Raw genomic sequence first — 25,674 nt, 5'->3', positions numbered from 1 at the left:
CGCATTATTTTGTGGGCCTTTTTATTTATAATTATCTTACCGGCATCATCATTTTATTATAGGAACCCTATTCGGCATCCGTTCTCGGTGCCCGGGTTGGTACTCGCTAGGCTTTTTTCGTGGTTAAGCGATATCAATAAGCAAATACCTATTACCATTTTCTCTGATGACTAATTCTGATTATTCGATGTTTGTTTAGGCTAGGTTTAATTTCACTGCGCTATTGTACTGCTTAATAATATAGGTAGGAGTACTATTTTTATGGCATAAATAGTATTGATGATGATGTTACATATTCTTATACATGCAGGGTGATTAATTAAGGGTAACAATGGCGCGGATTCTGATTCTCGAAGACAACATGTTGCTTCGCCATCATTTGTCGGTACAAATGCGTGAGATGGGGCATCAGGTCGATGTGGCGGAAAATACCATAGAGGCTGACTTTCTATTGCAGGAGTTTTCTCCTGATATTGCTATCGTTGATTTGGGGCTGCCGGGCGAAGATGGTATCAGCCTGATTCAACGCTGGCGAAAGAGGCAGGTTAGCTTACCTATTTTAGTGCTTACTGCCAGAGATAACTGGCAAGATAAAGTTAGCGTCTTGCAGGCTGGTGCTGATGACTATGTCACCAAGCCGTTCCATTTAGAGGAAGTGGTCGCACGAATGCAGGCCCTGATGAGGCGAAACTGTGGATTTGCTTCCCAGATTATGACTATTGGTCCTTTTGCTATAGACCTATCGGGTAGAGAGGTGACTTGCGGTGGCTCCCCAATAAAACTGACCGGTTTTGAATTTACTATCATGGAAACGTTAATGCGCAACGCAGGTCAGGTTGTCAAAAAAGATAACTTAATTTTACAGCTCTATCCGACCGTTGAACCGAAAGAAAACCATACCATTGACGTGTTAGTGGGGCGTTTGCGTAAAAAACTGCTAGCGGTCTATGCTCATGAAGTGATAACAACGGTGCGTGGGCAGGGTTATCGCTTTGACGTTGAGCCATTACCATGATGGTAGTCGCTAAGAAGAAAAGGAAACCACTCTCGCTCAGATTACGTTTTCTCCTCTCTACAACGCTGGTTATTTTGATTATTTCGCTAAGTTATGGCTCCGTTGCTATTTTTGGGTATATGAATAGCTTTGATCGGACAAACTACCGCCTGCTACGTAGTGAAAGTAACCTATTTTTTAGCCTAGCGCAGTGGAAGAACAACCGACTGACTATCGCCATACCTCCTGATTTTGATCTCAATTATCCCACTCTGGTGCTTATCTATAACCAACAGGGTGAGCTGCTTTGGCGACAGCGTGATATTCCAACCTTAGAGTCGCATGTTGATAAGAGCTGGCTTCAAACTCCGGGGATATACGACATGTATATCGATAAATTATTATCTTACCAAATACTTGATAATGACCAGCCAGCACGGCAGAGGCTTAAGAATTATGAGGCGGATGGGGACCAAGAGACCACGCATTCACTGTCAGTTAATCATTATCAGGCGACGTCTCGTTTACCCGCGTTGACCATTGTTGTGATAGACATCATGCCGCAAGAGCTTCAGCCGTCAGATACGGTATGGGACTGGCTTGCCTGGGTTATCTTGGCTAATTTAGTACTGGTTATTCCTTTTGTATGGATAGCCGCGCACTGGAGCCTCAGGCCCATTAACCAACTGGCTAGACAGGTTGCACAGCTCGAAAATAATCAACGAGAATTATTGGATGAAAATACGCCCAAAGAGACTCATGCTCTGGTACGTAGCCTGAATATTCTGCTGTACCATGAGCGTAAGCGTTACGCTAAATACCATACGACGCTATCCGATCTCACCCATAGCTTGAAGACCCCGCTGGCCGTGATGCAAACCACGTTACAATCGCTACGCATAGATAAAAGCATAACCATTGCCGATGTAGAGTCGATTATCCTTGAGCAAATTAGCCGTATATCTCAGCAGGTTGGCTATTACCTTCACCGGGCGAGTATTCATTCAGACCATAGCGTTGTAACGCGCGAAATTCATTCACTAACAAAGCTCCTTGATGGGCTCTGCTACGCGCTTCATAAAGTCTATTCGCATAAAGGTGTGGCTATTCGGCTCAATATTTCTCCAGAGATGGTTTTCATGGGTAACAACAATGATTTTATCGAGATAATGGGAAACCTATTGGATAACGCCTGCAAATACTGTCTTGAACTAGTTGAAATTAGTGCGGAGCAGTCAGAGGGATATCTAAATATATATATTGACGATGATGGTCCGGGAATTCCTTTTGATAAGCGGAGCGTTATTTTTCTACGAGGACAACGTGCCGATACGCTTAAACCCGGGCAGGGATTAGGCCTTACCGTTGCCAGTGAAATTATTGAACAGTATCAGGGTGACATTATCATTAGTGACAGTAACCTTGGCGGTGCTCGCATACAGGCGAGTTTTGGCTATCAGTAACATAACTGCATTTATATATTATTGTTATAGATAATTAATATTATAAGAGGTCGAATTAAATATAGAACGCAGAGAAATACATTTAATGGTGTATCACTTATTACGCTTAATTCGCATTGTTAAATGAAATCTAAACGAACTGTCGATAATTTAACGTTTTTCTTTTTCATTTGTTTTTTCTGAATTACCGTGTAGTTACCAGAGCTTGTAATTGTATTAGGCATAAAACATATATGTTTCGATACCTAATGGATTCCGGCTTAAAGATAACATCGGAGGATATCAAATGAGATTGAAAACGCTCTCAATATTTATAACGCTAAGTATTATAAGTTTATTTTCTTTACCATCATTAGCGTTAGATATGCATATAAGACAAGACACTATTTATATTTCAGGTGGGGTGGTTGAAGGGGATAAGGATAAATTCGTCGCATTAATGAATAAAGCCATCGGTGAAGGTAAGAAAATAACCACGTTGGTTGTGCGTAATTCATCGGGAGGGAGTGCGCTTGAAGGGTATGGAATTAATCAGTCAATAAAAACCTACGGGCTAAACACCGTGCTTTCTGGACATTGCTATTCGGCGTGCGCAGATATCTATTTAGCGGGTAAGGAGCGCGCGTTTGCCAACGATCTTCCTTATGATGACCAAAAGATAGGCATACATGCCGCGTTTGATCCTGAGACAAATATTATTGATACCGATTTAGCGGATGCTTTTTATCAACTGAATTTAGACGATCTTGGTGGGCCGACAAAAACCGATCCTGCACTTCTTCGATTAGGCTATTATGAAATAAAGGATCCGGATGGGATGGTTTATTATCCTGACCCTTTAGGTAATACTCAGTGGGTTTATTTTAATGAGTCGGGAAATACCTTACCTCAAGATACTAAACATTATCCTGGCAAAGATATATACAACAATAATATTGTTACTCAACGCGAACGTTTGTTGCTGAATGACCTGTTAGTCGTTGATAAAAGTATGGCCGGAAATATTAATCCAAATTATCAGCGTAATAATGCTACTAATACAGAAGATGCTTATGGCGTTATTCATCTGGTTAATAATGCAACGTGGACGCTAAATACTCAGGCGTCTGCCGATGTATTATGGGCTAAACAGGGACGATTGTATTTACAAGGTGGTGAGTTGAACACCGCCGAAAATATTATTAGTTCAGCTGCGACCATTCAAGGATACGGTGCCTTGGGTAATGCCAATTTTGCCACTGATACTGTTCTTCGCGGATCAATGATTGTTGAGAATTCAGGATTAGATATTTATGGTTCATTTATCGCCCAACCGAATTCTGAGCTCCATTTTACGGTTTCAAATGAAATAGAACAGGCTCCTCTGCGGTTTCATGAGGTAAATAATGATGATGACGATCAGGTGGTTGCTAACTTAGGGGCTCGGGTTATGGTTGATGTCCAGCCCGGGTACTATAAACCAGATAGCGAGATACCCCTGATATCCTCAGAAAGCACCCTACATTCTGTTGCGCTTAAGTACTATCGTCTTAGCGATCTGGAACAACAAAATATTGAAAATTTTCAGCCGGTTGAAGGCTCTCTATTATCATTTCGCTCACGGCTGAACGATAAAAATTTATCGCTAGTGGCCAATAATCCTTTTGTACGGGAAGAGCTCTGCGTTAATGGCAACTGTGATTTTCAGCAGACGTTGAGTGCCATCGCCGATAATACTGATACCGACCAGCCAATGGCTGATGTTTTGGCGAAAGTTCAATTTACGCCGGTATCATCATTATCTAAAACCCTGTCCTCACTGCAGGGAACGGTATTTGCCGATCAGCGCCTTGTTACCGCCCATATTAATCGCGTCACGATGCAGGCAATTAACGCTCAGATTGATAATCAGTCTATGGATTATCAGGAAAAAGAGCATAGCTCGTGGGTAACGCTGGTGGGTAACTATGGGCGTATAAACAGTAATGGTTATAACACCGGTCTGGATTATACCTATGAGGGCATTGTTCTTGGTAAAGACTGGTCAGTGTCAGACAATTGGGATATCGGTGGGGCGTTGGCCTACATGAATACTGATACCGATGGAAAAGATTTTAGCGGTGAAGATGATGCCTACGGTATCTCTGTTTACAGCCGTTATGATTACGGTATTGGCTACTTTAATACTAACGTTGGTTATCAGTACAGCCGTACAGAAACTACCCGAAACGTACAATTATTAAATTATAAAGCTAAAAACGAAGGAAAGATTAATGGCAACCTGTTCTCTCTGTATGCAGAGAACGGCCTGAAATATAACCCGGGAATGGGCATTGAATGGCAGACAATTATTCCGGTATTGGATATTGCCTATATGCCGGGAGAGCAGTTCAGTGAAGGTGGCAATAAGTCTACAGCATTAAAAATTTCCTATGACGACTATTTTAGTGCGCGTCTGGGGGCCGGATTCCAGCTATCAAAGACGTTTGAAATTGGGGAAGAGAGCGCGTTAACGCCACGGGTTCGGGTTTTATACCAAAGGGAACTGGCTAATGATAATGCGGGTTATAACGGAGCATTTCGCGGAGCGGGCTACGCCTCGTTTAATCATTCAGGCACTTCCGTCGGTAGAGACATCCTGCAGGTATCAACCGGGTTAACGGCAAATTTAACCAAATCAATAAACCTTTCTCTGGAATATCGGGGAGGTTGGTCTGAGAATCAAAGAGATAACGCGATTATGATGACTATTGGTGGCAGCTTCCAGTAATGTTAACAATGCCCCTACTGGCTAGGGGCATTGCTCAACAGCGTTCATCAATCTGCGTCACGTTAATAAATCGCTACAACGTAAGTGCTTTATCGATATTCCCAATATGGAATGAATGCATTTCAGTAGTTGGTTATTTAAATTCCTTCCTTCCTTCCTTCCTTCCTTCCTTCCTTCCTTCCTTCGTCCTGATATAAGTGATAAGACTATATTCATTGCCACAGGATTAAACTCTCGATTTAGCAAGTTTGCGGCAACGGAATAACTATGCTGGCTATTTGCTATCACCCTATAGAGCTATTGATTGGCCACTTTCAATTCATCCCGCTTTATTAACCGGCTGATACCACTCACCATAAATCCCACGACAGTCATGATGTAACAGAACGAGCCATTGGCGGAGAATTTCATCCTGCAATAAGCGTTGGTGGGATGAAAGTCCAAATAACCACACATTGTTTATATCAAGCATCAGGCCAATTCGGTTGATTGAATGGAAAACCGAAGGCGTTGTGACCGCGCAAAGGACTTCGCCACCCCTTTTAATATCATATTATTTCCTTATAATTCAGCAGCTTTGGCCTTAAATCGTCAAATGTCTAGTTGTTGTTGAAAGTGTTGTAGAGTATTAGTAAACGCGGAATCTGCGTTGTTCTGGATAATCTGGGTTAAATTACATTAGATCCAATAAGTTATATTCTTTTAAGCTAAAAATGTGTTTCATTATTAAGAAATGAATGAAAAATGCTGGATCTTAATTTTCTCTTATGCATAATAATTTCAAATGCGTTGCATGTTTGAGAAGTTTTTCCTAAATATAGGTTTAATGAATAGGGTAGTTAACTCACTACCTATCAAGGGAAGGATAGAACGTAAGAGAAAGGCAATTGTAATAAAAAAGTTGTAATTTTAGAATTTTCTAACTTTTATTATGCAATTACTCTAACCATTAGCTTAGTCTTGCACATCCTGCCTTGTTGGTAACTGAATGATATTTCTTATTTTTATATAAATATAATGTCACTCATTCTCATTAAGTAGTATAGAAAATCGCGCAATAGACAAAAATATTGAAATAGGTATTTTTCCATTAAAAGTGTTGATAGACGCTATTCAATTTTATTGATTATTATTTGATCAAATGTGAATAAAATTAAGTCATAAAACAAACAATATAAAAGTTTGCACCATTTCAATGGATGTTATTCATTGGTGGGCGCTTATTATTAATGCATTAAGTTGCATTGATAAAATGATATAACCTGTCTAGGAGGATACCTGAAATAGGTTATATATAAACATCGCGATTTGCTTCTGAAAATAAACAGGACGAATCGTTGATAACAACCTGTAATAAATAATATGGAATTTATTTGTATGAAACTTAAAAATATTGCATTAACAACACTATTAGCTCTGGGTTCTGTTTCTGCAGCAAACGCTGCAACCAATGCTCAAATCGTTATCACTGGCGATGTTGTAGCTGCAACTTGTGACGTTTCTCTGTCTACCAACAACTTAGATTTAGGTAACTACACGCCAGCCCAGTTTACTGCTGTAGCTACCCCCGTTGCGGCTAGCGTGAAGCCATTCACCGTAGGTCTGAGCAACTGTATGGCTCCACTGGCTGCCGGTGATACTGCTGGTCTGGTTGTTTCTGGCCAAACGCTGGGTGGTAACCCAAATATGTTTAACACTACCGGTACCTCTACTGGCGTAATGCTGACTGCAACTGGCGTAACCGGTTATATCGTTAATAACCAGAAATTACCAGTAGCCACTGCAGGCGCAACGCCAGCTGCCGGCGACTTTAACGGTAAGGTTATCAACATGCAAGCCGGTTTAGCAACAGCGGTAACTTTGGCTCAAATTGGTCATATCAATGCACCAATTACGTTTAGCTTTGCCTATAACTGATCCCGTCCTAAGTCCTAAGTCCTAAATGGTGGGCTGCTGATGCAGCCCATTCATTCAACAAAACAGGAATAAACCGATGAATGGCCTTTTACGCGCACTATTAATTGTTACCAGTTGTTCAATATGGACCTCTGTGGCAATGGCTGACGGTTTTGGCATCAATGCTACCCGCTTGATTTACCCTGAGGGTGCAAATAGCATTACCGTGACAGTTCGCAATACTATGCCCGAGCTGCCTTATCTGGTTCAGTCGATGGTCACTCTGAATCTGGATGGTCAGCCTGCTTCGCAGTTTACCGTTACTCCTCCTCTGTTTCGCCTTGAGCCTAATACGACTAACCAGATGCGAATTGCCGGCAAAATAGGTAATTTGCCGAAAGACCGTGAATCAGTATTTTATTTTAACGCTCGTGCTATACCGGCCAGCAAATCAGTGCTTGCAGATAATCAGCCCAGAGCCGTGACGGGTGCCACCCAGTTTGGTGTTGGCAATATCATTAAATTATTCTATCGCCCATCAGGACTAGCTGGAACGTCAGACGATGCTCAGAAAGGTTTAACGTTTGAACGTGCTGGTAACGGCTTAAAAGTGACGAATACTTCCCCCTATTTTGTCAATCTGGTCAGCTTAGCTTTTGCCGGACAAAAGCTATCGTTAGAGGCTCCGGGCGGCGTGGCGATGCTTGCCCCGTTTGAGAGTCACATCTACCCGACTTCACACAGGTCCGGTCAGATAGCATGGAAGACTATTACCGATCAGGGAGCAATGAATGGATTTGAACATTCGATGCCGTAAATGGGCAACCGGTACTATTATGGTGGCGTTATTAAGCTGCGGGATCGTGCCCGCGCAGGCGATCACCCTAAATTACTCAGCTCAAATTAATCAGGGAACCTGCCAGATAAGTCTGGACCAAACAACACTGTCGTTGGGTACCGTCATGCTTTCCTCACTACGGGGGAATACCCTCGTAGCCGCGAGGCCCTTTACTCTGCAGGTTCGCGCCTGTGGAGATTTTCTGTCTGGGCAAACGCCAGCGATTAAAATCACAGGTCAAGGCATGACCCTTAGCGGGAAGTGGGTATTTCGTAGTAGCGTCGATTCTGTGGCACAGGGCGTTGGCATTATGGTAGCGCAGAGTAATACTCCCGCGTTGTACAGCCAGACGGCTATCGCTGATGGCGATTATATCAATTTGGCCAGTGTGGACTTGATCCCGACAGATGCCGACTTCCAATTCTTTGCCGGTATAACCTGTGGCAGTAGCTCCGATTGTACGTCCGCCAACGTGCAGCCGGGCAGAATCACTGCGCGCATTGTTTTCGATTTTGTATATCGCTGAGCCGATGAACATGCTGACGACGAAGCTAAACCTAACCGGCACATTATTTTTCTGCTTGAATATACTCTGCTGTCTGACGGCAAGGGCGGATGGCGGCGTTAATATCAATCAGACTCGGGTGATTTTTCAGGCTAGTAATAACACCCAGAGCGTGACGGTAAATAATCAGGGCAACCAGCTGTATCTGCTGCAGGCTGGCGTTCAGCTTACGCCCGATGATTCGAGCGTCGCTCCATTTGTCGTGACGCCACCGCTGGCTAGGTTATCTCCCGACAGTAGCAATACTCTGCGAATTTTGAGGCAGGGGGATACATCGTTGCCTGAGGACAGAGAATCCTTGTTCTACCTGTCGCTAATGGCCATTCCTGCCCAGTCAGGTGAAAATCCGACTTCAGACCAGTCCCAGTTATCTATGGGATTTCGTTTTCTGCTCAAGCTATTTTACCGCCCGCAGGGGCTACAACCTGCACCGACTCAAACCTATTGCCAATTGCAGATAACACAGAACGGACATCGGGTACGAATAACTAACCCTGGTCCTTATTATTTGACTTTTAGCCGTCTGACCTTAGGTAACCAAGAGATCAATCTGAATAAGCAGCCGTCGATGCTCGCGCCGATGAGTCATCAGGATTATCCGATCGCTCAGCCCATATCTCGGGCTCACTGGCAGTTGCTAACCGACTACGGCGCTGCTTCGGAACCTTGTCAGCAGACCGTATCAGCCACCAAGGAAGCGCTATGAAACAACAAATAACCCGATGGATCATTACCCTGATTTTTTTGGGTGGATGGGGTGCCACCAGTGTGAAGGTTTACGCAGAGCAAAAAGATCCTACCGGTATTTCTTTTTATGTTCTGCGAGTGATCTACCCGGAAAGTGAAAAGGGGGGAGTCACCCTACGTGCTTATAACAAAACGCCTAACGCATATCTGATGCAGTCATGGATACGTCCGGTGGACTTCACTACTGGCGATGTTGACTTGAAGGATGACGGCCATACTGCCATGCCTTTTATTATCACTCCGCCGCTGCAGCGTTTTGAACCCGGTGAAGAGCTGGCTTTGCGTATTCGTCGCGCTGGTGCGGAATTACCGAAAGATCGTGAGTCGGTCTACTTTATTTCGATGAAAGCCATTCCAAGTCAATCAAAGCCCAAAGACGAGCAAATATCGCCTCAGGTGAACTTAGCGATAGTCAGCAATATGAAACTGTTCTATCGCCCTGATGGACTGCCGGAGAGCGGTGTTGCGGGTGCGGCCCCTGATCTCAAGTTCAGTCTACAGGGCGATATGCTGGTGGCTAACAACCCAACCCCTTTTTGGCTGACCTTTTCACACCTGAGCGTAGGCGGCTATGCATTGGATAAGAGCCAGTTACGTCTGATGGTCCCGCCAAAGGGGCAGCAACAATATCACTTACCGCCGGGAACACGCGGTGATGTCGAATGGCAATTAATAGACGAAGACGGCTGGAACACTGCTGGTCAGCGTCAATCGCCATCCTCACATTAGCCTCTGGTCATAATGAGTCAAATGGAAATGAAAAATAATCAATCTGATCATGGTATTAATCCGCGTGTGCCAATGAGGCTACGTTTTAGCGTCATCACCCTGTTGTTGGCTTGTGCTCTGCCTGCGCTGGGAAAAGACTACTTTGACTCTGGCCTGCTGCAGCTCTCCGGCGGCCAGAGTGCTACTACGGTAGACTTAACCACTTTTGAAAGTGCGGGCCAAATCCCAGAAGGTGAGTATCTGGTAACGCTGTATATCAACCAGAACGAGCAGGGCCAGCATACCATTGAGTTTAAAAAAGACGCCAGTGGCAAAGCGCAGCCAGTATTAACCCCGATGAAGTTGCATGAACTGGGGGTGAATACCGATGTATTGCCCGAGTTTGCCGGGCTGCCAGCCGATAAGCCAGTAGACAATCTGGCGACGCTTATTCCAGAGTCTCGCGTTAAATTCGATTTATCCCTGCTGCGCCTTGACTTAAGCATTCCTCAGGTGGCGATGCAGCCCAATGCTCAAGGGACTGTCGATCCTGCGCTGTGGGATCAGGGCGTTCCCGCTTTGCTGCTGAACTACAACCTGAACGGCAGCCGCAGCTGGCAAGATGGACAATGGGGCAACGAGGATACTGAGCAGACCAGTCTGTTTGCTAACCTGTACGGAGGCGCTAATCTAGCTGCCTGGCGCTTGCGCAGCGATATGACCTACAGCAATACTCAAAGCGCTGGTGGTAACGGACCCAGCACTACTTACAGTAGCACCCAATTTAGCAATACCTACCTTCAGCGGGATATTCAATCTCTGAAATCGGAGATCCTGTTTGGTGAAAACAGCACCGGCAATGATGTGTTTGACAGCATCCCGTTTCAGGGGGTGAAACTTAACTCCACCGATGAGATGTTGCCCTACAGTCTGCGCGGTTTTGCCCCGCTGATATCCGGGGTTGCCGAGTCGAATGCCCGGGTGACCGTCACCCAGAACGGCAACGTAATTTATCAGACCTATGTGCCACCTGGTCCGTTCAGCCTGAAGGACCTGTACCAAACCGGTCAGGCTGGTGACCTAACGGTGACCATTACGGAAGCGAACGGTTCGGTGCGAACCCAAACGGTGGCTTATTCATCGTTACCGATGATGCAGCGTACGGGTGGGATGAAGTATGAAATAACCACGGGTCGCTACAACGGTGGCATTACCGAGGGATCGAAACAGCTGAGCTTCGGCTTGGGTACAGTAATGTACGGCTTACCGCACAACATTACTCTATATGCTGGTGGGCTAGTCGCTGAGAGTTACTATTCTGTCGTGTTAGGCACCGGCGTTTCGCTCGGTGAAGTTGGGGCATTATCCGCGGATATCACTACCGCCAGCGCGCAGATAGAAGGCATCCGCGATCGCCAGAAGGGTGCCTCTTACCGGATTCGTTATGCTAAAAGCCTACTGACTACCGGTACCTCTATCGATCTGGCGGCCTATCGCTACTCAACCGAAGATTACTATAGCTTCTCTGATGCCAACAATATTGGTTACCAGCTTAACGACGATCAAGTGCCTTGGGCGCTGGACCGTCGTCGTAGCAGTATGCAGTTGAGGCTCAGCCAAGATATGCGTGAGTGGGGGTCGCTTTACGTTAGTGCTGGCCGGGATAACTATTGGGGCAATAGCCGTGTCAACAACAGCATATCGGCTGGCTATAACGCCAGCTACAAAGGCGTCAGTTACGGGCTATCTTATCGGATTGATCGCATAAAGGATAACGCTAGCAGTTGGCCGGAAAACCGCCAGATATCAATGAACATGCAGGTGCCGCTAAGCCTGTTTAGCAACGCCGAAGCGGCGCGTAAAATCTACGCCAACTATCAGATGACCCATAGCAGTGATGGTAGCCAGCAGCAGCAGGTTGGTCTCTCCGGCACCGCGCTGGATGACCACTTATCCTACAGCGCCACGCAGGGCTATGCCAATCAGGATCAGGGAAATAGTGGTTCATTAAGTTCCAGCTATCAGGGTAGCCAAGGTATGATCAATGGTGGCTACAGCTACGGTAATAATTACCGTTCAGTCAATATGGGGGCTACTGGTGGTGTAGTGGCTTATTCGCAGGGTGTCACGTTCAGCCAGACACTGGGTAGTGCAGTGGCTATCGTCAATACTCCGGGTGCTCGCGATGTTGCTGTGGGCAACGGTACTAGCCGGACCGATCGATGGGGGAAGGCAGTTGTACCTTATCTGTCTAACTACCAGCAAAACAGCATCAACCTTGATCCGTCAACCCTGCCGGATGACGTAGATATTACTCAATCGAGTATGAATGTCTACCCAACCAAGGGCGCAGTGGTATTAGCCAATTTTGCTACTCGAGTGGGCTTTCAGGCGATAATTACTCTGATTCAAAGCAATCAGCAACCGGTCCCTTTTGGTGCCATGGCTTCCGTTGACAGCAGCGAGGTTAAAGCTGAACCGAATACCGGTATTGTCGGTAATGCCGGGCAGGCTTACCTTAGCGGATTACCGGAGAACGGCAGCCTGACAGCGAAGTGGGGGCCAGCAATTGACCAGCAGTGTCGAGCCAGCTTTAACCTAGCCGACAGCGCAACCTCTGAAAATAACCCACTACGCCAGATCTCTGCCACATGTAAAGGAGTGACTCCATGAACCAAATAAAGACCGCCGTTATCGCTCATCTAGCAATGGTCAAAACCCGATTATTCCAAGCCGCAGGCCTGTGTTTGCTGGTTTTCGGACTGGTGGCTCCGTTACAGGCTTATAATGTTACCATCGGCAAAGGAACCGGAATTGTCTGGGAAGGATATCCCTTTGGCGTCAACGTGGCGCATCCAATGGGCAGCAATGGATTGTTTACCCCTTACGGTATAGCCAATATATCAACCATATCGAACCGGTGCATGACTATGAGCGAGCTCACCAACATCGGTGGCTATATGGCTTATCAAATTGCACCGGGAGTGGGTCTTATTCCTCGCGCTAAAGTTACCGCAACCTATAAGTTGTCCGATGGCACCGTGGAAACTCTGAGTGGTACCATTGGTCTACCCAGAACCTGGGCCACCGCCGGTGGGAATACTATCACTGATCCACTTCCCGGAGCCTTGGCGTGGTGTCTGCCGCCGCGAACGGTGGATATTACTAACTTTTATGACAGTGGATACATGCGGACTGCCCGGGCCGAGGGTACTTGGGTGATTGTTGCCGATGGTACTCAGGTTTCCTCGCCGGGTATCGTAATTAGCCCTCTTTATTACTCAAGCTATGCAGATGGGGCTCCTGGTAGTATATATACTCAAATCTTCCCAAGTAATATCTCTATGCGTATTTCCACATTGGAATGTACCATCAATACCACCGCTAATATTGATTTTGGTGCGGTGATGCATAGACGCACAGTGGGCGCTGAGTTAGCCACAAAAACCTACCCGCTAGTAACTAACTGTGGCCAATCCAGCGATTATATTAGCGCAAGTATTAATGTGCAGTTTCGTGCGATATCTGGTCTGTATCAGGGGCAACTCACTCGGCTGTCCTTAGATCAGGGCGGTGGATATATTACCGGAGAAATTGATACAGGTACTTCTGGCAGTGGGGCCTGTAATGCGGCGACTGGCATGCGGTTTGATAGCTCACCGATTCAAATTGGTAGCATCAGCGCCTCTGAATCCAATAAATCGATTGTAAACCAGCTGACCTGGCGACTGTGCTCTGGCGGCAGTAGTTTACCTGCCGGCCCAGTTACGGCCTCGGCTGAGATGCTGGTGACGTTTAATTAGCTAGCGGTTATCAGAGATGAAATGAATACAGTTTAAAAATTATCCTTATCTAGTCCTGCTATAGGTGACATATTAAAACGTCCAATGTATCTCATTGGACGTTTTGCATTTTAGCGATAGATATGGACATTCACTATTATAAATATCCACTGATGCTTTCACCCTTTTCTTGAATTTTACCAATAGCCCAGCCATTTCCACCACATTCCACCGATGGTGATCCAGATAATGAGGTTCACTACGCTGAGAATAAACCCGGTCTTCCACCATTCGCTCAGCGTGGCGTAGCCTGAACCAAAGATGATAGGCGCGGTGCCCGTTCCGTAATGGGTCAGGGACATCATAAGGGAAGATGAAAAGGCTAAAATTAAAGCTAGAAGCGCCGGAGGTGCGCCCAACGCCAGACCGGCAGTAAAGAAGGCGGCGAACATCGCGGTAATATGCGCGGTGGTACTGGCAAAAAAGTAATGTGAATAGACATAGACTATGACCAGCAAAATCGTGCCGCCGATCCAGCCAATGCCTAAGTTATCAATTGCCCCGCCAACGGCCTGAGACAGCCAGCCGATCAAGCCGAGTTTACCGAGGAAGGTTGCCATCATCACCAGTGCGGCAAACCATACCACCGTATCCCACGCGCCTTTATTTTTTAGTAAATCATCCCAGCTTAATACGCCGGTTATCAGCAGAATGGACAAACCAATAAAGGCTGCCGTTGTCGGGTTTACCTCCCAGCCTTCACCGAAGAAGAACGTAGGAATACCCGCCCACAGTAACAGCAATAAGCCAAACACCGAGAGGGTGATCTTTTCAGACAGCGATATTGGCCCTAGTTCGTTCAGTTTATCTTTAGCGAAAACCTGTGCGTTTGGCGTGCGCTTAATTTCCGGCGGATAGAGCCAATAAATGACCAGCGGAACCACGATCAAAGAGGCAATCGCCGGAAGCAGCGCTGCGATGGCCCACATTCCCCAGCTTAGCTCAAAACTGGGGTCTGTTCCTTTCATAATTAAGCTGACGATCAGGGGGTTAGGCGCCGTTGCGGTAATAAACATGGCTGACGTGATTGGGTTGATATTGTAGTTAACCAGTGACAAATAACGCCCAATTTTTTCTGTTGAACCCGGCTCTGGCTTTGAATTAAAGCTATCGGCAATAGAACGCATAATTGGGTGAATTATGCCGCCGCCGCGGGCAGTATTGCTTGGGGTGACCGGTGCCAGAGTCGTTTCGGCAATGGCCAGCGCATAGGCAATACCCAAGGTGCTTTTGCCAAACAGTGAAATAAAATAGTAACCGATGCGGGCACCTAAGCCTGTTTTGTTCAGGCTTTGAGATACCATAATTGAAATACCGATAAGCCAAATAAGCTGGTTAGAAAAACCGCTCAAGGCATCATTCAACGCCGCGCCCGGCTTACCCGGATTGGTCACGCCGGTTAACGCCACCAGAGCAATGGCAATGATTGAAATAGCCCCGATAGGCATTGCTTTGCCGATAATGGCGGCAATGGTTCCAACGAACAGCGCCAGAAGATGCCATGCATTAGGCGTGACGTTTTGTGGGGTGGGAATAACAAACCAGATAATCAACGTAATGGCGACGGCAATCAGGGAAGGAATAGGTTTTAGCTGAGTTATTTTATCCATTATGTTTTCCACTCTGTCGGGCAGAATTGGTATCTCAGTAGCCAGTGAGATAATGAAGGTAACGTAATGTCTTTATCCTATAACCAATCAGATAAGGATTGAGCCGAGGCAGAAAGCCACCTGTCGGTTAATAAAAATAGGTTGAATATCGTACAACACCCAATTATTGCTAATCATATAATTGAAGGAAACATCATAATATTTTTCTGGCGACAAAACAGTCCAGATGAATGAAAACGTGCTGTTGGTAACTAAAATGGCGGAGAAAAAAAACAGGCGACACACCGGATAAACGGTGGTCGCCTGTTTCGTTACCGATTGATCGTCGGGCAGTAAAGTTCCGGTTATTTGGCCTTAGCTGCGCGAAGAACGCGACGAACAAATAGGGCACAAATGGCCACGAACACTAGCAGACCCAGCAACTGCTGAGTTAGCCCGGAGTCGCCAAAGATAGGCTTCAGCCATGATTCAATCGACAGTGGTGCATCGCTACCGCCGTTGGTGATACTGATAACAATCAATACTGCCAGCGTTACGCCAACCAGGCTTTCACCTACGATCAGGCCTGAAGCAATTAGAGCACCTTTACGTTCTACCGGCTTAAACATGGTGGCAAAATCTGCGTTCTGGGCTTTGGCTTTCTTTTTAACCTGACTGGATATAATCCATGAAAGCACTGAACCAATAATCAGCGGTGCAGTAATTGACGGCGGTAAATAGATACCCATACCAACTGCCAGCGCAGGAATACGCATGTTACTGCCTTTCTTTGCCAGCAACAGATCGATAACGATCACGACGGCACCAATCACCAAACCAATAACGATCATTGTCCACTCAAGCTGATGAGAGAAAATGCCTTTGGCAATGGTGGTCATTAAGGTTGCCTGCGGTGCTGACAGAACCTGATTAGGATCCATTCCCGGACGAGGAACCGCGCCGCTAAAACCGTAGGCTTCATAGAGCAGATCCAAAACCGGTGCGATAACGGCGGCTCCGACAATACAACCAATTAACAGCGCAACCTGCTGACGCCACGGCGTGGCTTTGACCAGATAACCGGTTTTTAAATCCTGTAGGTTGTCATTGGAGATGGTCGCAATTGCCAGCACGGCACTGGTGGTAAAGATAGCCAGCGCGGTAGCAAAGTTAGTCCCTTTTGGCGTATCGAGCATGCCGTTTAATCCGCCCATAAACAGCAGTAACAGCGAAATTACCGTAACGGCAATGATACCAATACCTGATATTGGGCTGGCTGACGAACCAACCAGACCGGCCATATAGCCGCAGGCTGCGGCAACCAGAAAGCCAATCAAAAAGGCAAAAATAACTGAGCCGATGACTAAGCCCCAGGCGGTGACTTCAGATAACCCACTATCAGATACAAACGAGTAGAACGTGGCGATAAGTACCAGAAACATGGCAACGCTTATCAGCAGAACAAGCTTCGGAGATAAGTCTAGCTCGGTTCTTGGAATGACTTCGCCTGTATTCTTCGCATTCAGCGAGCGCAGGGAGGTTTTCATCCCTTCAACAATAGGTTTGATCAGGGTTAACAGCGTCCAGATAGCGGCAATCGCCAGCGTACCGGCACCGATAAAGCGCACATTGCTAGACCACAGCTTCATGGCAAAGCCACCGATAGACATCCCTTCCGGAACGTCTAACGATGCGCTGATAACCGGAATAGCCACGCCCCAGGCGATGAAAGTACCAATTAAAATGGCGATACCGGAAGCAATACCAATCAGGTAACCGGCACTCAATAACGCTAATGAGAAACCAACGGGAATTTGGAAAATAGCCCGGCCCTGAGTGAACCAATAGCTAGCTCCGTCAGATAATAACCGTAAGCCGTTAGTGGCAAAGCTGACGGCTGCTGCAATAAAGCCACCGAACAGAATGTCACGAAAGCCGCTGTCTTTAGCTTCGCCCGTGGCATTGTCAATTTTGTTGTCTTGCAGCTGGTCATTTTCATCGACATAGTCATTACAACCCGCCTTGAGAATTTCAGCGGCGGCCACGCCTTCCGGATAAGGCAGGTGGCTTTTGACCACCATCGCATGGCGCAGAGGAATGGAGAATACCACTCCGAGCATACCGCCAGAGGCGCAGATCAGCAGCGTTTGCCAGAACGGGAAGCTCTGCCAGTAGCCGATCATCAATAATCCCGGCAGGATAAAAATAACGGATGACAGCGTACCGGCGGCAGAAGCCTGCGTCTGTACCATGTTATTTTCTAAAATGTTGGAACCTGAGAAAAGCCGTAAGACGGCCATAGAAATTACAGCGGCCGGTATGGCTGACGAGAACGTTAATCCGACTTTTAGTCCCAAATAGACGTTTGATGCAGTAAATATGACAGTAATCAATGCACCGATAATAATACCACGCAGCGTGAGCTCGCGGATTGGAGTTGTATTATTCATGATGTATGTATGCTCATTCAAATTTTATCGGCCCGAGTTCCGGGCTGATTTATTTTTATACGGTCTGGTTCAAAATTTTACATTTTGATCGAGCTATTATAACGAATTAGTTGGAAAGCCAGTTATGAATATTTTCATCAGGGCAGCATTATATGCTGTCTATTGGCCCAAATTAGCCGAGTCGAGTAATCATAACGCCCGCCACAATCACCAGACCGGATAGCGCCCGCATTTTGCCCAATGGCTCTTTCAGCAAATAGACGGATATCACCATGGCAAATAGTACGCTGGTTTCCCGCAGGGCGGCGACCAACGCAATCGGGGCCTTGCTCATTGCCCAAATAGCAATGCCGTATGAAATTAATGACATCGTGCCGCCAATCACGCCCGGCTGCCAATGGGCCTTGATCAGCCGCCAACTGGATGATTTATATTTCCAGTACAGAATCATCCCCATAATCCAGCCGTTAATAGAAAATAGCCACAGGGTATAGCTTATTGGATGCAGGCTAGCTCGCGATCCGGCTCCGTCCGATAAGGTATAGCAGGCGGTAAACATGGCGGTGATGAGAGCATACACCAGCGTAGTGCGGCTCATTGCGGATGCTGTTTTACGACCCGATACCGCCATCAATAATACGCCACTGACCAGTATCATTGCGCCCAGCATTCCCAGTAGCGGCGGCACTTCTTTTAGGATCAGCCAGCTTAACAATGCAGCTAATAGCGGCGCGCTGCCTCTGGCAATAGGGTAGACCTGTCCTAAGTCTCCGCTGGCGTAGGCCCGGCTGAGGAACAGGCAATATCCGGTGTGAAACAGCATTGAAAGCGCAAGCCACGGTAGGGCGCCTAACGCAGGAAGCTCGACAAAAAATAGCCCGACGGTCGAGATAATCCCAGAGAGAAACGCCATTAGCGCTACGCCCAAAAACCGATCCGGTCCGAATTTGACCAAGGCATTCCATCCTGCATGTAGTAACGCTGCCGCCAGTACGGAAAGGAAAAGAAATGTGGTCATAATAGGGTTATCCATAGTGATGTTGTCATGCCTATCCGGCAATGGCGTGAAAGCTTACTCGCAGGCTCGCCTAGATATTATTTCTGTCTGGGGCAAACGGCAATGTCATTTTTGTTTTCTGAAGAGATGAGATTTATATCGTTGGTTAAAGGGGCTATTTATAGTTTCAAATTTAGTCCCTAGCTCTCATTAAAATGAGTTAATTAGGATAGATACATCACATTACTATTCTTTTGTTGTTGAAGTTTCACACGCTATTGGGTTGAGAGAAATAGACATATAAACACGCTTATTTCAATCGATTTGTCCATATAATCATAGCTGCCATGTTAAAGTTAATAAGCAAATTAATTTCAATTGTTAATGGTTGTATTGAGGTGAAAGTAACTCTTATGACATTTCATATTTTTTTATTGATTTATTTATATGAAATTAATAATGGTGGGGGTGCGAGTTTTTATCACCTATTTACCCGTATTTTTGAAATGTCAAAAATTATTTAATAATTATATGCGGGTTATCCTCAGTTATTATCAAGTGAATAATAGTTTGTAACGATCTTTTATCGGTTGAATCACTTATTTTATATTTTATTACATATTATTTATGGTGAATTTTATGGTTAATTTAGTATTAAATACTTAATTGATATGTTATGACGATCATATATTCCAAATGCAACGCTTGTTGATATAATACGCCAAGAAAAGGAAATCTACCTCAGGGTAATTTATCAAACAGGGCTAAGCGCTCTGAGAGAACATTATTGAATATTAAATTATAGCCGAATTCGATATTTTAACACTTTTTTAACGCCGCTGGGCGCAGAGGGAATTGGTCATAGAACAAATTAATCCCCAGTAACTTATATTCTAAATGAACTCATTTGGAAGCCTAATTCTTATATATAAATATGAGGATATTTACATGGGTCGAGTTTGGCTACCTTCTTGTTAGGGTGCTTATCGATGACTCATTTTATGAAAGTATAGCCAAAAATATAACAGGATTGGTTATTTAACTTAGTTAATTTAATACTAACATGGAGTTTGTTATGAAATTTAATAAATATCTTTTAGCTTCTGTCGTCGCCACTGCTTTAAGCAGCGCTGGCGTACAGGCTGCTGATGGAACGATTACTTTCAATGGTCTGGTCACTAGTTCAGCCTGTACCTCGGTCGCGTCTGTCACGGCCGACAGTGTGGTAACAGGGGCTCCGATTTCTGCAACCCTCAGGCTGCCTAATGTCACCACCACTACCCTGAATGCGGCTGTTGGTACCTATGCCGAGCCAACGCCTTTCTCCATCCGACTAACCGGATGTGAAGCAACCACCGCATTGAACAACGTTCGCACACGCTTTATCTCGGCCAATTTCCCGGATGACGATACGAACGTTATGGCTAACACTGCTACTCTCACGCCTGCGACAAACGTGGCTATTGCTATACTGCGGCAAAATGGTACCTCTCAAATCGATTTAAACAACGGTACGAACGAAGACCCAGGCTTACCATTGCCGCAAATTGGCTCATCAGGTGATGTAACGCTGAACTACAAAGCTGCCTATAAGTCGCTGACCACGGGTGTAACCGCCGGTAATGTGACCGGTGTGGCTGACTTTACTATCTCCTATTTCTAATCACGCAATGACACTAGCCTGAGATCGTTAATACCACCACGACAGTGATTGTCGTGGTGGATATGCCCCACACTTAAAGGACTAAAAAGAAAAATGACCCAGCCAGCTCAACGTGCCGCTATCACTAATAAACATACGCTATCGGTCCTTGCCGCCTCGATTTTACTGTCGTTTTCTTCCGGCGTCTGGGCAGAAGAAAACGACAGTGAATTTGAGAGCATCTTTTTGCGTCAGGATAAAAACGGCGCGACGCCGGATATTTTCCTCTACAAAAACGCCATCGCGCCGGGAATGAAGCGCGTTGAGGTGGTGGTTAACGATCGAGTAGCGGAAGTTTATGACGTTAATTTCATTGCACAGCCGGGAGGAAAAGAGGTTGTCCCCTGCCTTAACCGCCAGCTATTGAACGAGGTGGGGGTAAAAACCGAGCTGTATGACGACTGGCAAACTCCGCTGAAAGCCTCTACATCAGAACAACAGCCGCCTGCCGAAGTGTGCGACGATCTGGCGCAGCGTATTCCTGCCGCTAAAGTGTTTTATGACGATTCACATCAACAGCTCCGCTTGACCGTGCCGCAGGAAGCGGTGAACAGCCTGCGCTTTCAAATGATTTCACCCACCGAGTGGGACGACGGCACGCCGGCCATACGCACCGGCTACAGCGGCTACTTTTATAACTCAAGCCAAAAAGGCAGCGGTGAAGGGAGCAAAGACACAACCAGTAATAACTCGTATATCAGCCTCAACAGCGTGGCGAACGCCGGGGCGTGGCGGGTGTATAGCTTTGATACTTTCAATAAAAATGCCCATAAAGGTTGGCAAACCAATCACGATAGGCTGTATGCCGAACGCAATGTGACGGCGCTGCGCTCCAAAGTTTCCGCCGGTGATATTTATACCTATACCCCCAGCAGCATCATGGGCGTTATCCCTCTGCGGGGCGTCACGCTGGGCACCAACGAAAGGATGATTTTGGAATCCCAGTTCACCTATGCTCCGGTCATTAGAGGCACCGCACGGACCAACGCCCGGCTGATTGTGCGCCAGCGCGGGAATATTATTTACAGCAAAACCCTGACGCCGGGCGCGTTTGCCATTGATGACCTGTATACCGGGCAGGTCGGTGCCGATTTGGATGTGACCGTTGAGGAGACCGACGGCACGGAGCAGAAGTTCTCGGTGCCCTATACCGCACTGCCCAATATGATACGGCCCGGAGCGTTTCGCTACAGCGTGTCCATGGGGGAATACCGCGACAGCCAGTCGGATAAACCGATGATGGGTGCATTGAGCATTGAGCGCGGGTTTGAACTATTTACCCTCAATACCTCAGGGCTGGCTTCTGATAACTATCAATCCGTCGCCATGGGGGCCGCATGGAATATTGGCAGTATCGGCGCGTTTGCTTTAGACCTCGCTCAGGCTCGCTATGCCTATGACCACGCCACCAAGACCCACGATAAGGACACACAAAACGGTACCGCGATACGCCTGCTATACGCTAAACAGTTTGACGATACCAATACCGGCCTGCGCATTTTGGGCTATCAATACCGGTCTGAGCACTTTCTCTCCTTTTCTGAGTTTAACGGCCGCAATAATTACCGCGACGGTGGCTATGACGGCGATTACGAAGAGGGCGACAGCCTGTGGAACAAACGCCGCCGTAGCCGGGTGGAAGCCAATATCAATCAGGGTATGCAGGATTACGGCAACCTGTATATCTCTCTTAGTCAGGACCGTTATTACCGTACCTCGGAAAAAACCACCTCAGCGTCGGCCGGGTACGGTTTTATGGCCGGGCCTGCCAGCATCAGCCTGTCGTACAGCTACAACAAAAATGGCAAAGGGGATAACGACAATACGGTTAATCTGGGCGTGAGCCTGCCACTACGGTGGGGGGAGCGGGATAAAAACTATAACTCGATTAACTACAACCTGACGCGCAATAAAGATAAGCGCTATAGCCAGTCGGTCGGGTTCTCCGGCGGGCAGCAGGACAACCCGATGTCGTACAGCCTTAACGTGCAGCGAGACTATAAAGATAACTTCAGCGAGTCGGCCTCACTATCCCATAACGCCAGCTTAGCCATGCTCAATACCTCGGTCAGCCACAGTGACTATGGTGACCAGTTTTCAGCCGGCATGTCGGGCGGCATAGTCTTATATAAAGGCGGCGTGCTGTTATCCCAACGTATGGGTGACACCATTGGCATCGTGGAAACGGCGGATGCCCCGGGCATCGGCGTCTCCAGCAATAACAACGTTAAAACCGACCGCTGGGGGCGCGCCGTGGTCACCTACCTTAGCCCTTACCGCTACAACACCGTCAGTTTAGACACTCAGGATGCGCCAACGGTGGAGCTAAAAGAATCTACCAAAAAAGTGGTGCCGACAGAGGGCGCGGTAGTGCTGTTACGCTTTGCCACGCGGGTTGGCCGCCGGGCGATGGTGATTATTCAACATTCTCCGGCTATTCCGGTAGGCGCGATGGTGACCGCCGAAGGTCAGGATGAAGAAGCCGGTATCGTTGGCAATAACGGGCTGGCGTACCTGACCGGGTTAGATGCGCGCAAGGATGAGGTACTCATCGTCTCTTGGGGGCGCGATAAACAGTGTCAGTTCCGGTTACCGAAACTGCCGGAAGATAGCCCAGAGTCGCAATGGCACCAGAAAATCACGGTCAACTGTCAGTAATAAACCGGGGGTGAATATCACGCCCGACGAACAGGTATGTTAAGGAAGTTAAATCATGCGTTTAAACAGAACCAAACACCCACTATTCACGGCCGTCACGTTATGTGCCTTCTTTATCACCTCGCAGGCCTACAGCGCGGTTCGCCCGCAGCTCACTCGCATTGTGGCCTATGCGTCCGATAAAGAAACGCCGATTGAAGTGATTAACGACAGTCAGGAGCCGTACTTAATTCAGTCGTGGCTGGAAGACTTATCCGGCAATGACGCTAACCTGCCGTTGGTACTCACGCCGCCGGTAATGAAGCTGGGCGGTAAGCAGGAAGGAAAATTACGCCTAGTGGTATTACCGGCAGAAATCCCGCAGGACCGGGAGTCGGTGTACTGGCTGTCGATACAAGAAATTCCGCCTAAGGCCAAAGAGAGCGAAAACAACAAGCTGGTGCTGGCCATCCGCAGTCGGCTTAAGGTGTTTGTGCGCCCTAAGGGGCTAGACAGCGGCAAAGCCTCTGACGCAGTGAAGTCGTTAACCTGGAACATCGAGCGTGAAGGCGGCAACGTTTGGCTGAAGGCCACTAACCCCACCCCGTATTACGTCAACTTTGGCCAACTGTCGCTGAAAGTCGGCGGTGCGAAAGAGACTAAGCTGGAAGACAAAATCCAAATGCCCGCCCCGATGAGCAGTCAGCGCTATGCGGTACCGAAGGGATTGGTTGGTAAATCGGCCACCTTAACCTACAGCGCGGTGAATGATTACGGCGGTGAAACCGACGTGCTGACCACGGGGGTGAAGCTATGAGAAGCTGGTTTAAGAACGCGGTTGCTGCTGTAGTCTTTAGTGTCGGGGTAGGGAATGCGGTGGCGGGTACGATAAGTATGCAACACACTTGGCCTGACGGAACACTTGCTGCTAACTGTAGCTTTAGCTACCCGACGCAGTTACCCTTGTCTCAACCACGCACTCTGATAGTGGATAACAATCTCCCCAACGGGAGCGTACTTTATCGCTGGGGATATAACGAATTTGCTCCCGATTTTATGGCCCGTTGCGAGCAGGCGACCACATATAATGCTGTATCTAACATTTCAAACTATTTGAATGATGTATTTGTTTATTTTGAACTATCTGTTCTTGATAGTTCACTACTTGCGAATGAATGGCTTTGGTCAACGAGTAATCCAGGGATAGGGTTAAAGCTGTATGTTACAGTAATTGCAGCAAGTGCCATGGATACAGGGCAAGTCGCTTCCGGTGGCAATCCTCCGAGTAAATCAACAGAATTAGGTCGTCTATTTATAGGAAGCGAAACTGCATTCAGGAGTGACTGGCATGCTTACTCATCAATTGCAGGTCAATTTAGTCCAATGATAAATCCTGCACTACCAAACTATACCTATTACTACAGTGGAGCAGCACATCATTTAATATATTCAATACGCGGTGAGCTAATTAAAATAGGCAACGTACAACCATCAATAGGTTTATCTGTAGATAGTACTACATCATTTTTCTTTCAATTATCCGAAATCCGTACTGGTAATGGTTTTTATGAAACAAGAAGTTCAAGTGAAATTCTAGGAGGGGGTGGGATTACTATTGTCGCCCCTACCTGCCAATTAAGAACAACAGACTACCTGATTAGTTTAGGCCGATGGGTGGATGCACCTTCATTTGTTAGTTTACCCGTTTACGGAGATGCTAAATCCGTTGGCCTTAATCTCGAATGTTCCGGTAAGCTTAATAACGTTTACTTCAGCTTTCAGGATACCGGTGCATCTCCTCTAACCAATCGAAATATTAGCGTGTATGACAGCATCGGTGGTCAGTATATTGATGGGTTAGAGATTGAAATGTCCTATAACGGCACCCGCCTGAATGTTCACAAAATGGGTGAAGCCATTACCACATATAAAACGAATTCCGGTACCCGTGGGACAGTTAAAACAGACCCTGCAGACTTAAGCTATAACAGCCAAAGCTCGGCACAGTTTGGCGCGCGCTTCGTACAGCGCAGCGCAATTAAGCGCGGCGGCGTTAGCTATACCGGCCCGGTCACCGGTCAGGTGAATATGTTTGTAACTTATAATTAACCGGACTCCGATTAAAATATAAGTCCAAAACCACTCAGGCTTATCTAATTTCAATTTTCATCAAAATTAAATAAGCCTGTTAATTAAACAAGAGTAAAAAGAAATTCTCAATGATTAATAATTAAAGCTCTACGGTCAGGTAAAAAACCTGTTATGTAGAATAGACATAATAAGGATAAAAATATGGTATTTAATAAATTATTTAGCTCGCCGCCTCTCTGTCCCTATTGCAATATTACTAGCCGTGTAAAAAAGCATGGAAAAGGTAGAACCGGCTATCAGCGCTATTTTTGTACCTCATGCAGCCGAACTTTTCAGACTAAGTATATTTATAATATTTGTGTTAAGCAGAATGCAATGAATTTAGGCTAATAGAGAACAGCTTAAA

18 protein-coding genes are annotated in these 25,674 nt (G+C 46.6%); 15 read left to right on the top strand and 3 right to left on the bottom strand.

Going from position 1 to position 25,674, the window contains the following annotated elements:
- Positions 1–331: 331 nt before the first annotated feature.
- The 10 genes from phoP to GVI43_RS07055 all read left to right on the top strand — a co-directional run bounded on the left by phoP (position 332) and on the right by GVI43_RS07055 (position 13,763).
- Complete coding sequence (gene phoP / locus GVI43_RS07100; protein ID WP_159566166.1) at positions 332–1,015, top strand: two-component system response regulator PhoP; 684 nt, start codon at positions 332–334, stop codon at positions 1,013–1,015.
- On the top strand, positions 1,015–2,457 hold the full coding sequence (gene phoQ, locus GVI43_RS07095) for a two-component system sensor histidine kinase PhoQ (protein WP_159566262.1): 1,443 nt from the start codon (positions 1,015–1,017) through the stop codon (positions 2,455–2,457). Before phoP ends, phoQ begins: the two co-directional genes overlap by 1 nt.
- Positions 2,458–2,821: 364 nt before the next feature.
- Complete coding sequence (locus tag GVI43_RS07090) at positions 2,822–5,206, top strand: autotransporter domain-containing protein (RefSeq protein ID WP_159566165.1); 2,385 nt, start codon at positions 2,822–2,824, stop codon at positions 5,204–5,206.
- 1,377 nt (positions 5,207–6,583) lie between these two features.
- Entirely contained in the window at positions 6,584–7,123 is a 540-nt protein-coding gene (locus GVI43_RS07085) for a fimbrial protein (RefSeq protein WP_246201600.1), read from the top strand.
- A 76-nt stretch (positions 7,124–7,199) separates the two neighbouring features.
- Positions 7,200–7,919 carry a fimbrial biogenesis chaperone gene (locus tag GVI43_RS07080; protein ID WP_159566164.1) on the top strand — a complete coding sequence of 240 codons (720 nt, stop codon included), beginning with the start codon at positions 7,200–7,202 and terminating at the stop codon, positions 7,917–7,919.
- Positions 7,894–8,466, top strand: a complete 573-nt coding sequence (locus GVI43_RS07075; RefSeq protein WP_159566163.1) for a fimbrial protein — start codon at positions 7,894–7,896, stop codon at positions 8,464–8,466. Before GVI43_RS07080 ends, GVI43_RS07075 begins: the two co-directional genes overlap by 26 nt.
- Positions 8,467–8,476: 10 nt before the next feature.
- Positions 8,477–9,211: a fimbrial biogenesis chaperone gene (locus GVI43_RS07070; protein WP_159566162.1), complete on the top strand. Its 735-nt coding sequence runs from the start codon at positions 8,477–8,479 to the stop codon at positions 9,209–9,211.
- A complete protein-coding gene (locus GVI43_RS07065; protein ID WP_159566161.1) occupies positions 9,208–9,981 on the top strand; it encodes a fimbrial biogenesis chaperone in 774 nt (257 codons plus the stop codon). Before GVI43_RS07070 ends, GVI43_RS07065 begins: the two co-directional genes overlap by 4 nt.
- A 27-nt stretch (positions 9,982–10,008) precedes the next feature.
- Positions 10,009–12,633 (top strand): fimbria/pilus outer membrane usher protein, encoded by a 2,625-nt coding sequence (locus GVI43_RS07060; protein ID WP_246201598.1) that lies wholly within the window; start codon positions 10,009–10,011, stop codon positions 12,631–12,633.
- The gene (locus GVI43_RS07055) at positions 12,630–13,763 is read left to right on the top strand and encodes a hypothetical protein (RefSeq protein WP_246201596.1); all 1,134 of its coding nucleotides are present in this window, start codon (positions 12,630–12,632) and stop codon (positions 13,761–13,763) included. The genes GVI43_RS07060 and GVI43_RS07055 overlap by 4 nt, the downstream gene beginning before the upstream one ends.
- A gap of 176 nt (positions 13,764–13,939) precedes the next feature.
- Here the strand turns inward: GVI43_RS07055 and GVI43_RS07050 are convergent, their stop codons facing one another.
- The 3 genes from GVI43_RS07050 to GVI43_RS07040 form a co-directional block, all read right to left on the bottom strand.
- Entirely contained in the window at positions 13,940–15,412 is a 1,473-nt protein-coding gene (locus GVI43_RS07050) for a DASS family sodium-coupled anion symporter (protein ID WP_159566160.1), read from the bottom strand.
- A 344-nt stretch (positions 15,413–15,756) separates the two neighbouring features.
- Entirely contained in the window at positions 15,757–17,841 is a 2,085-nt protein-coding gene (locus GVI43_RS07045) for an OPT family oligopeptide transporter (protein ID WP_159566159.1), read from the bottom strand.
- Between the two features lie 172 nt (positions 17,842–18,013).
- Positions 18,014–18,859, bottom strand: a complete 846-nt coding sequence (locus tag GVI43_RS07040; RefSeq protein ID WP_159566158.1) for an EamA family transporter — start codon at positions 18,857–18,859, stop codon at positions 18,014–18,016.
- A gap of 1,054 nt (positions 18,860–19,913) precedes the next feature.
- Here GVI43_RS07040 and GVI43_RS07035 point away from each other — a divergent pair.
- From GVI43_RS07035 to GVI43_RS16050, 5 genes are all read left to right on the top strand, one after another.
- On the top strand, positions 19,914–20,501 hold the full coding sequence (locus GVI43_RS07035; protein ID WP_159566157.1) for a fimbrial protein: 588 nt from the start codon (positions 19,914–19,916) through the stop codon (positions 20,499–20,501).
- Positions 20,502–20,594: 93 nt separating this feature from the next.
- On the top strand, positions 20,595–23,198 hold the full coding sequence (locus GVI43_RS07030; protein WP_159566156.1) for a fimbria/pilus outer membrane usher protein: 2,604 nt from the start codon (positions 20,595–20,597) through the stop codon (positions 23,196–23,198).
- Positions 23,199–23,253: 55 nt separating this feature from the next.
- Positions 23,254–23,994, top strand: coding sequence for a fimbrial biogenesis chaperone (locus tag GVI43_RS07025; RefSeq protein ID WP_159566155.1), 741 nt, complete (start codon positions 23,254–23,256; stop codon positions 23,992–23,994).
- Positions 23,991–25,286 carry a hypothetical protein gene (locus GVI43_RS07020; protein WP_159566154.1) on the top strand — a complete coding sequence of 432 codons (1,296 nt, stop codon included), beginning with the start codon at positions 23,991–23,993 and terminating at the stop codon, positions 25,284–25,286. The genes GVI43_RS07025 and GVI43_RS07020 overlap by 4 nt, the downstream gene beginning before the upstream one ends.
- Positions 25,287–25,469: 183 nt before the next feature.
- A complete protein-coding gene (locus tag GVI43_RS16050; protein WP_425482130.1) occupies positions 25,470–25,658 on the top strand; it encodes an IS1/IS1595 family N-terminal zinc-binding domain-containing protein in 189 nt (62 codons plus the stop codon).
- The last annotated feature ends 16 nt before the right edge of the window (positions 25,659–25,674 follow it).

It is taken from the genome of Budvicia diplopodorum, assembly GCF_009800925.1.
GTDB classification, from domain to species: domain Bacteria; phylum Pseudomonadota; class Gammaproteobacteria; order Enterobacterales; family Enterobacteriaceae; genus Budvicia; species Budvicia diplopodorum.
This window is presented reverse-complemented; position numbering and strand designations above follow the sequence as displayed.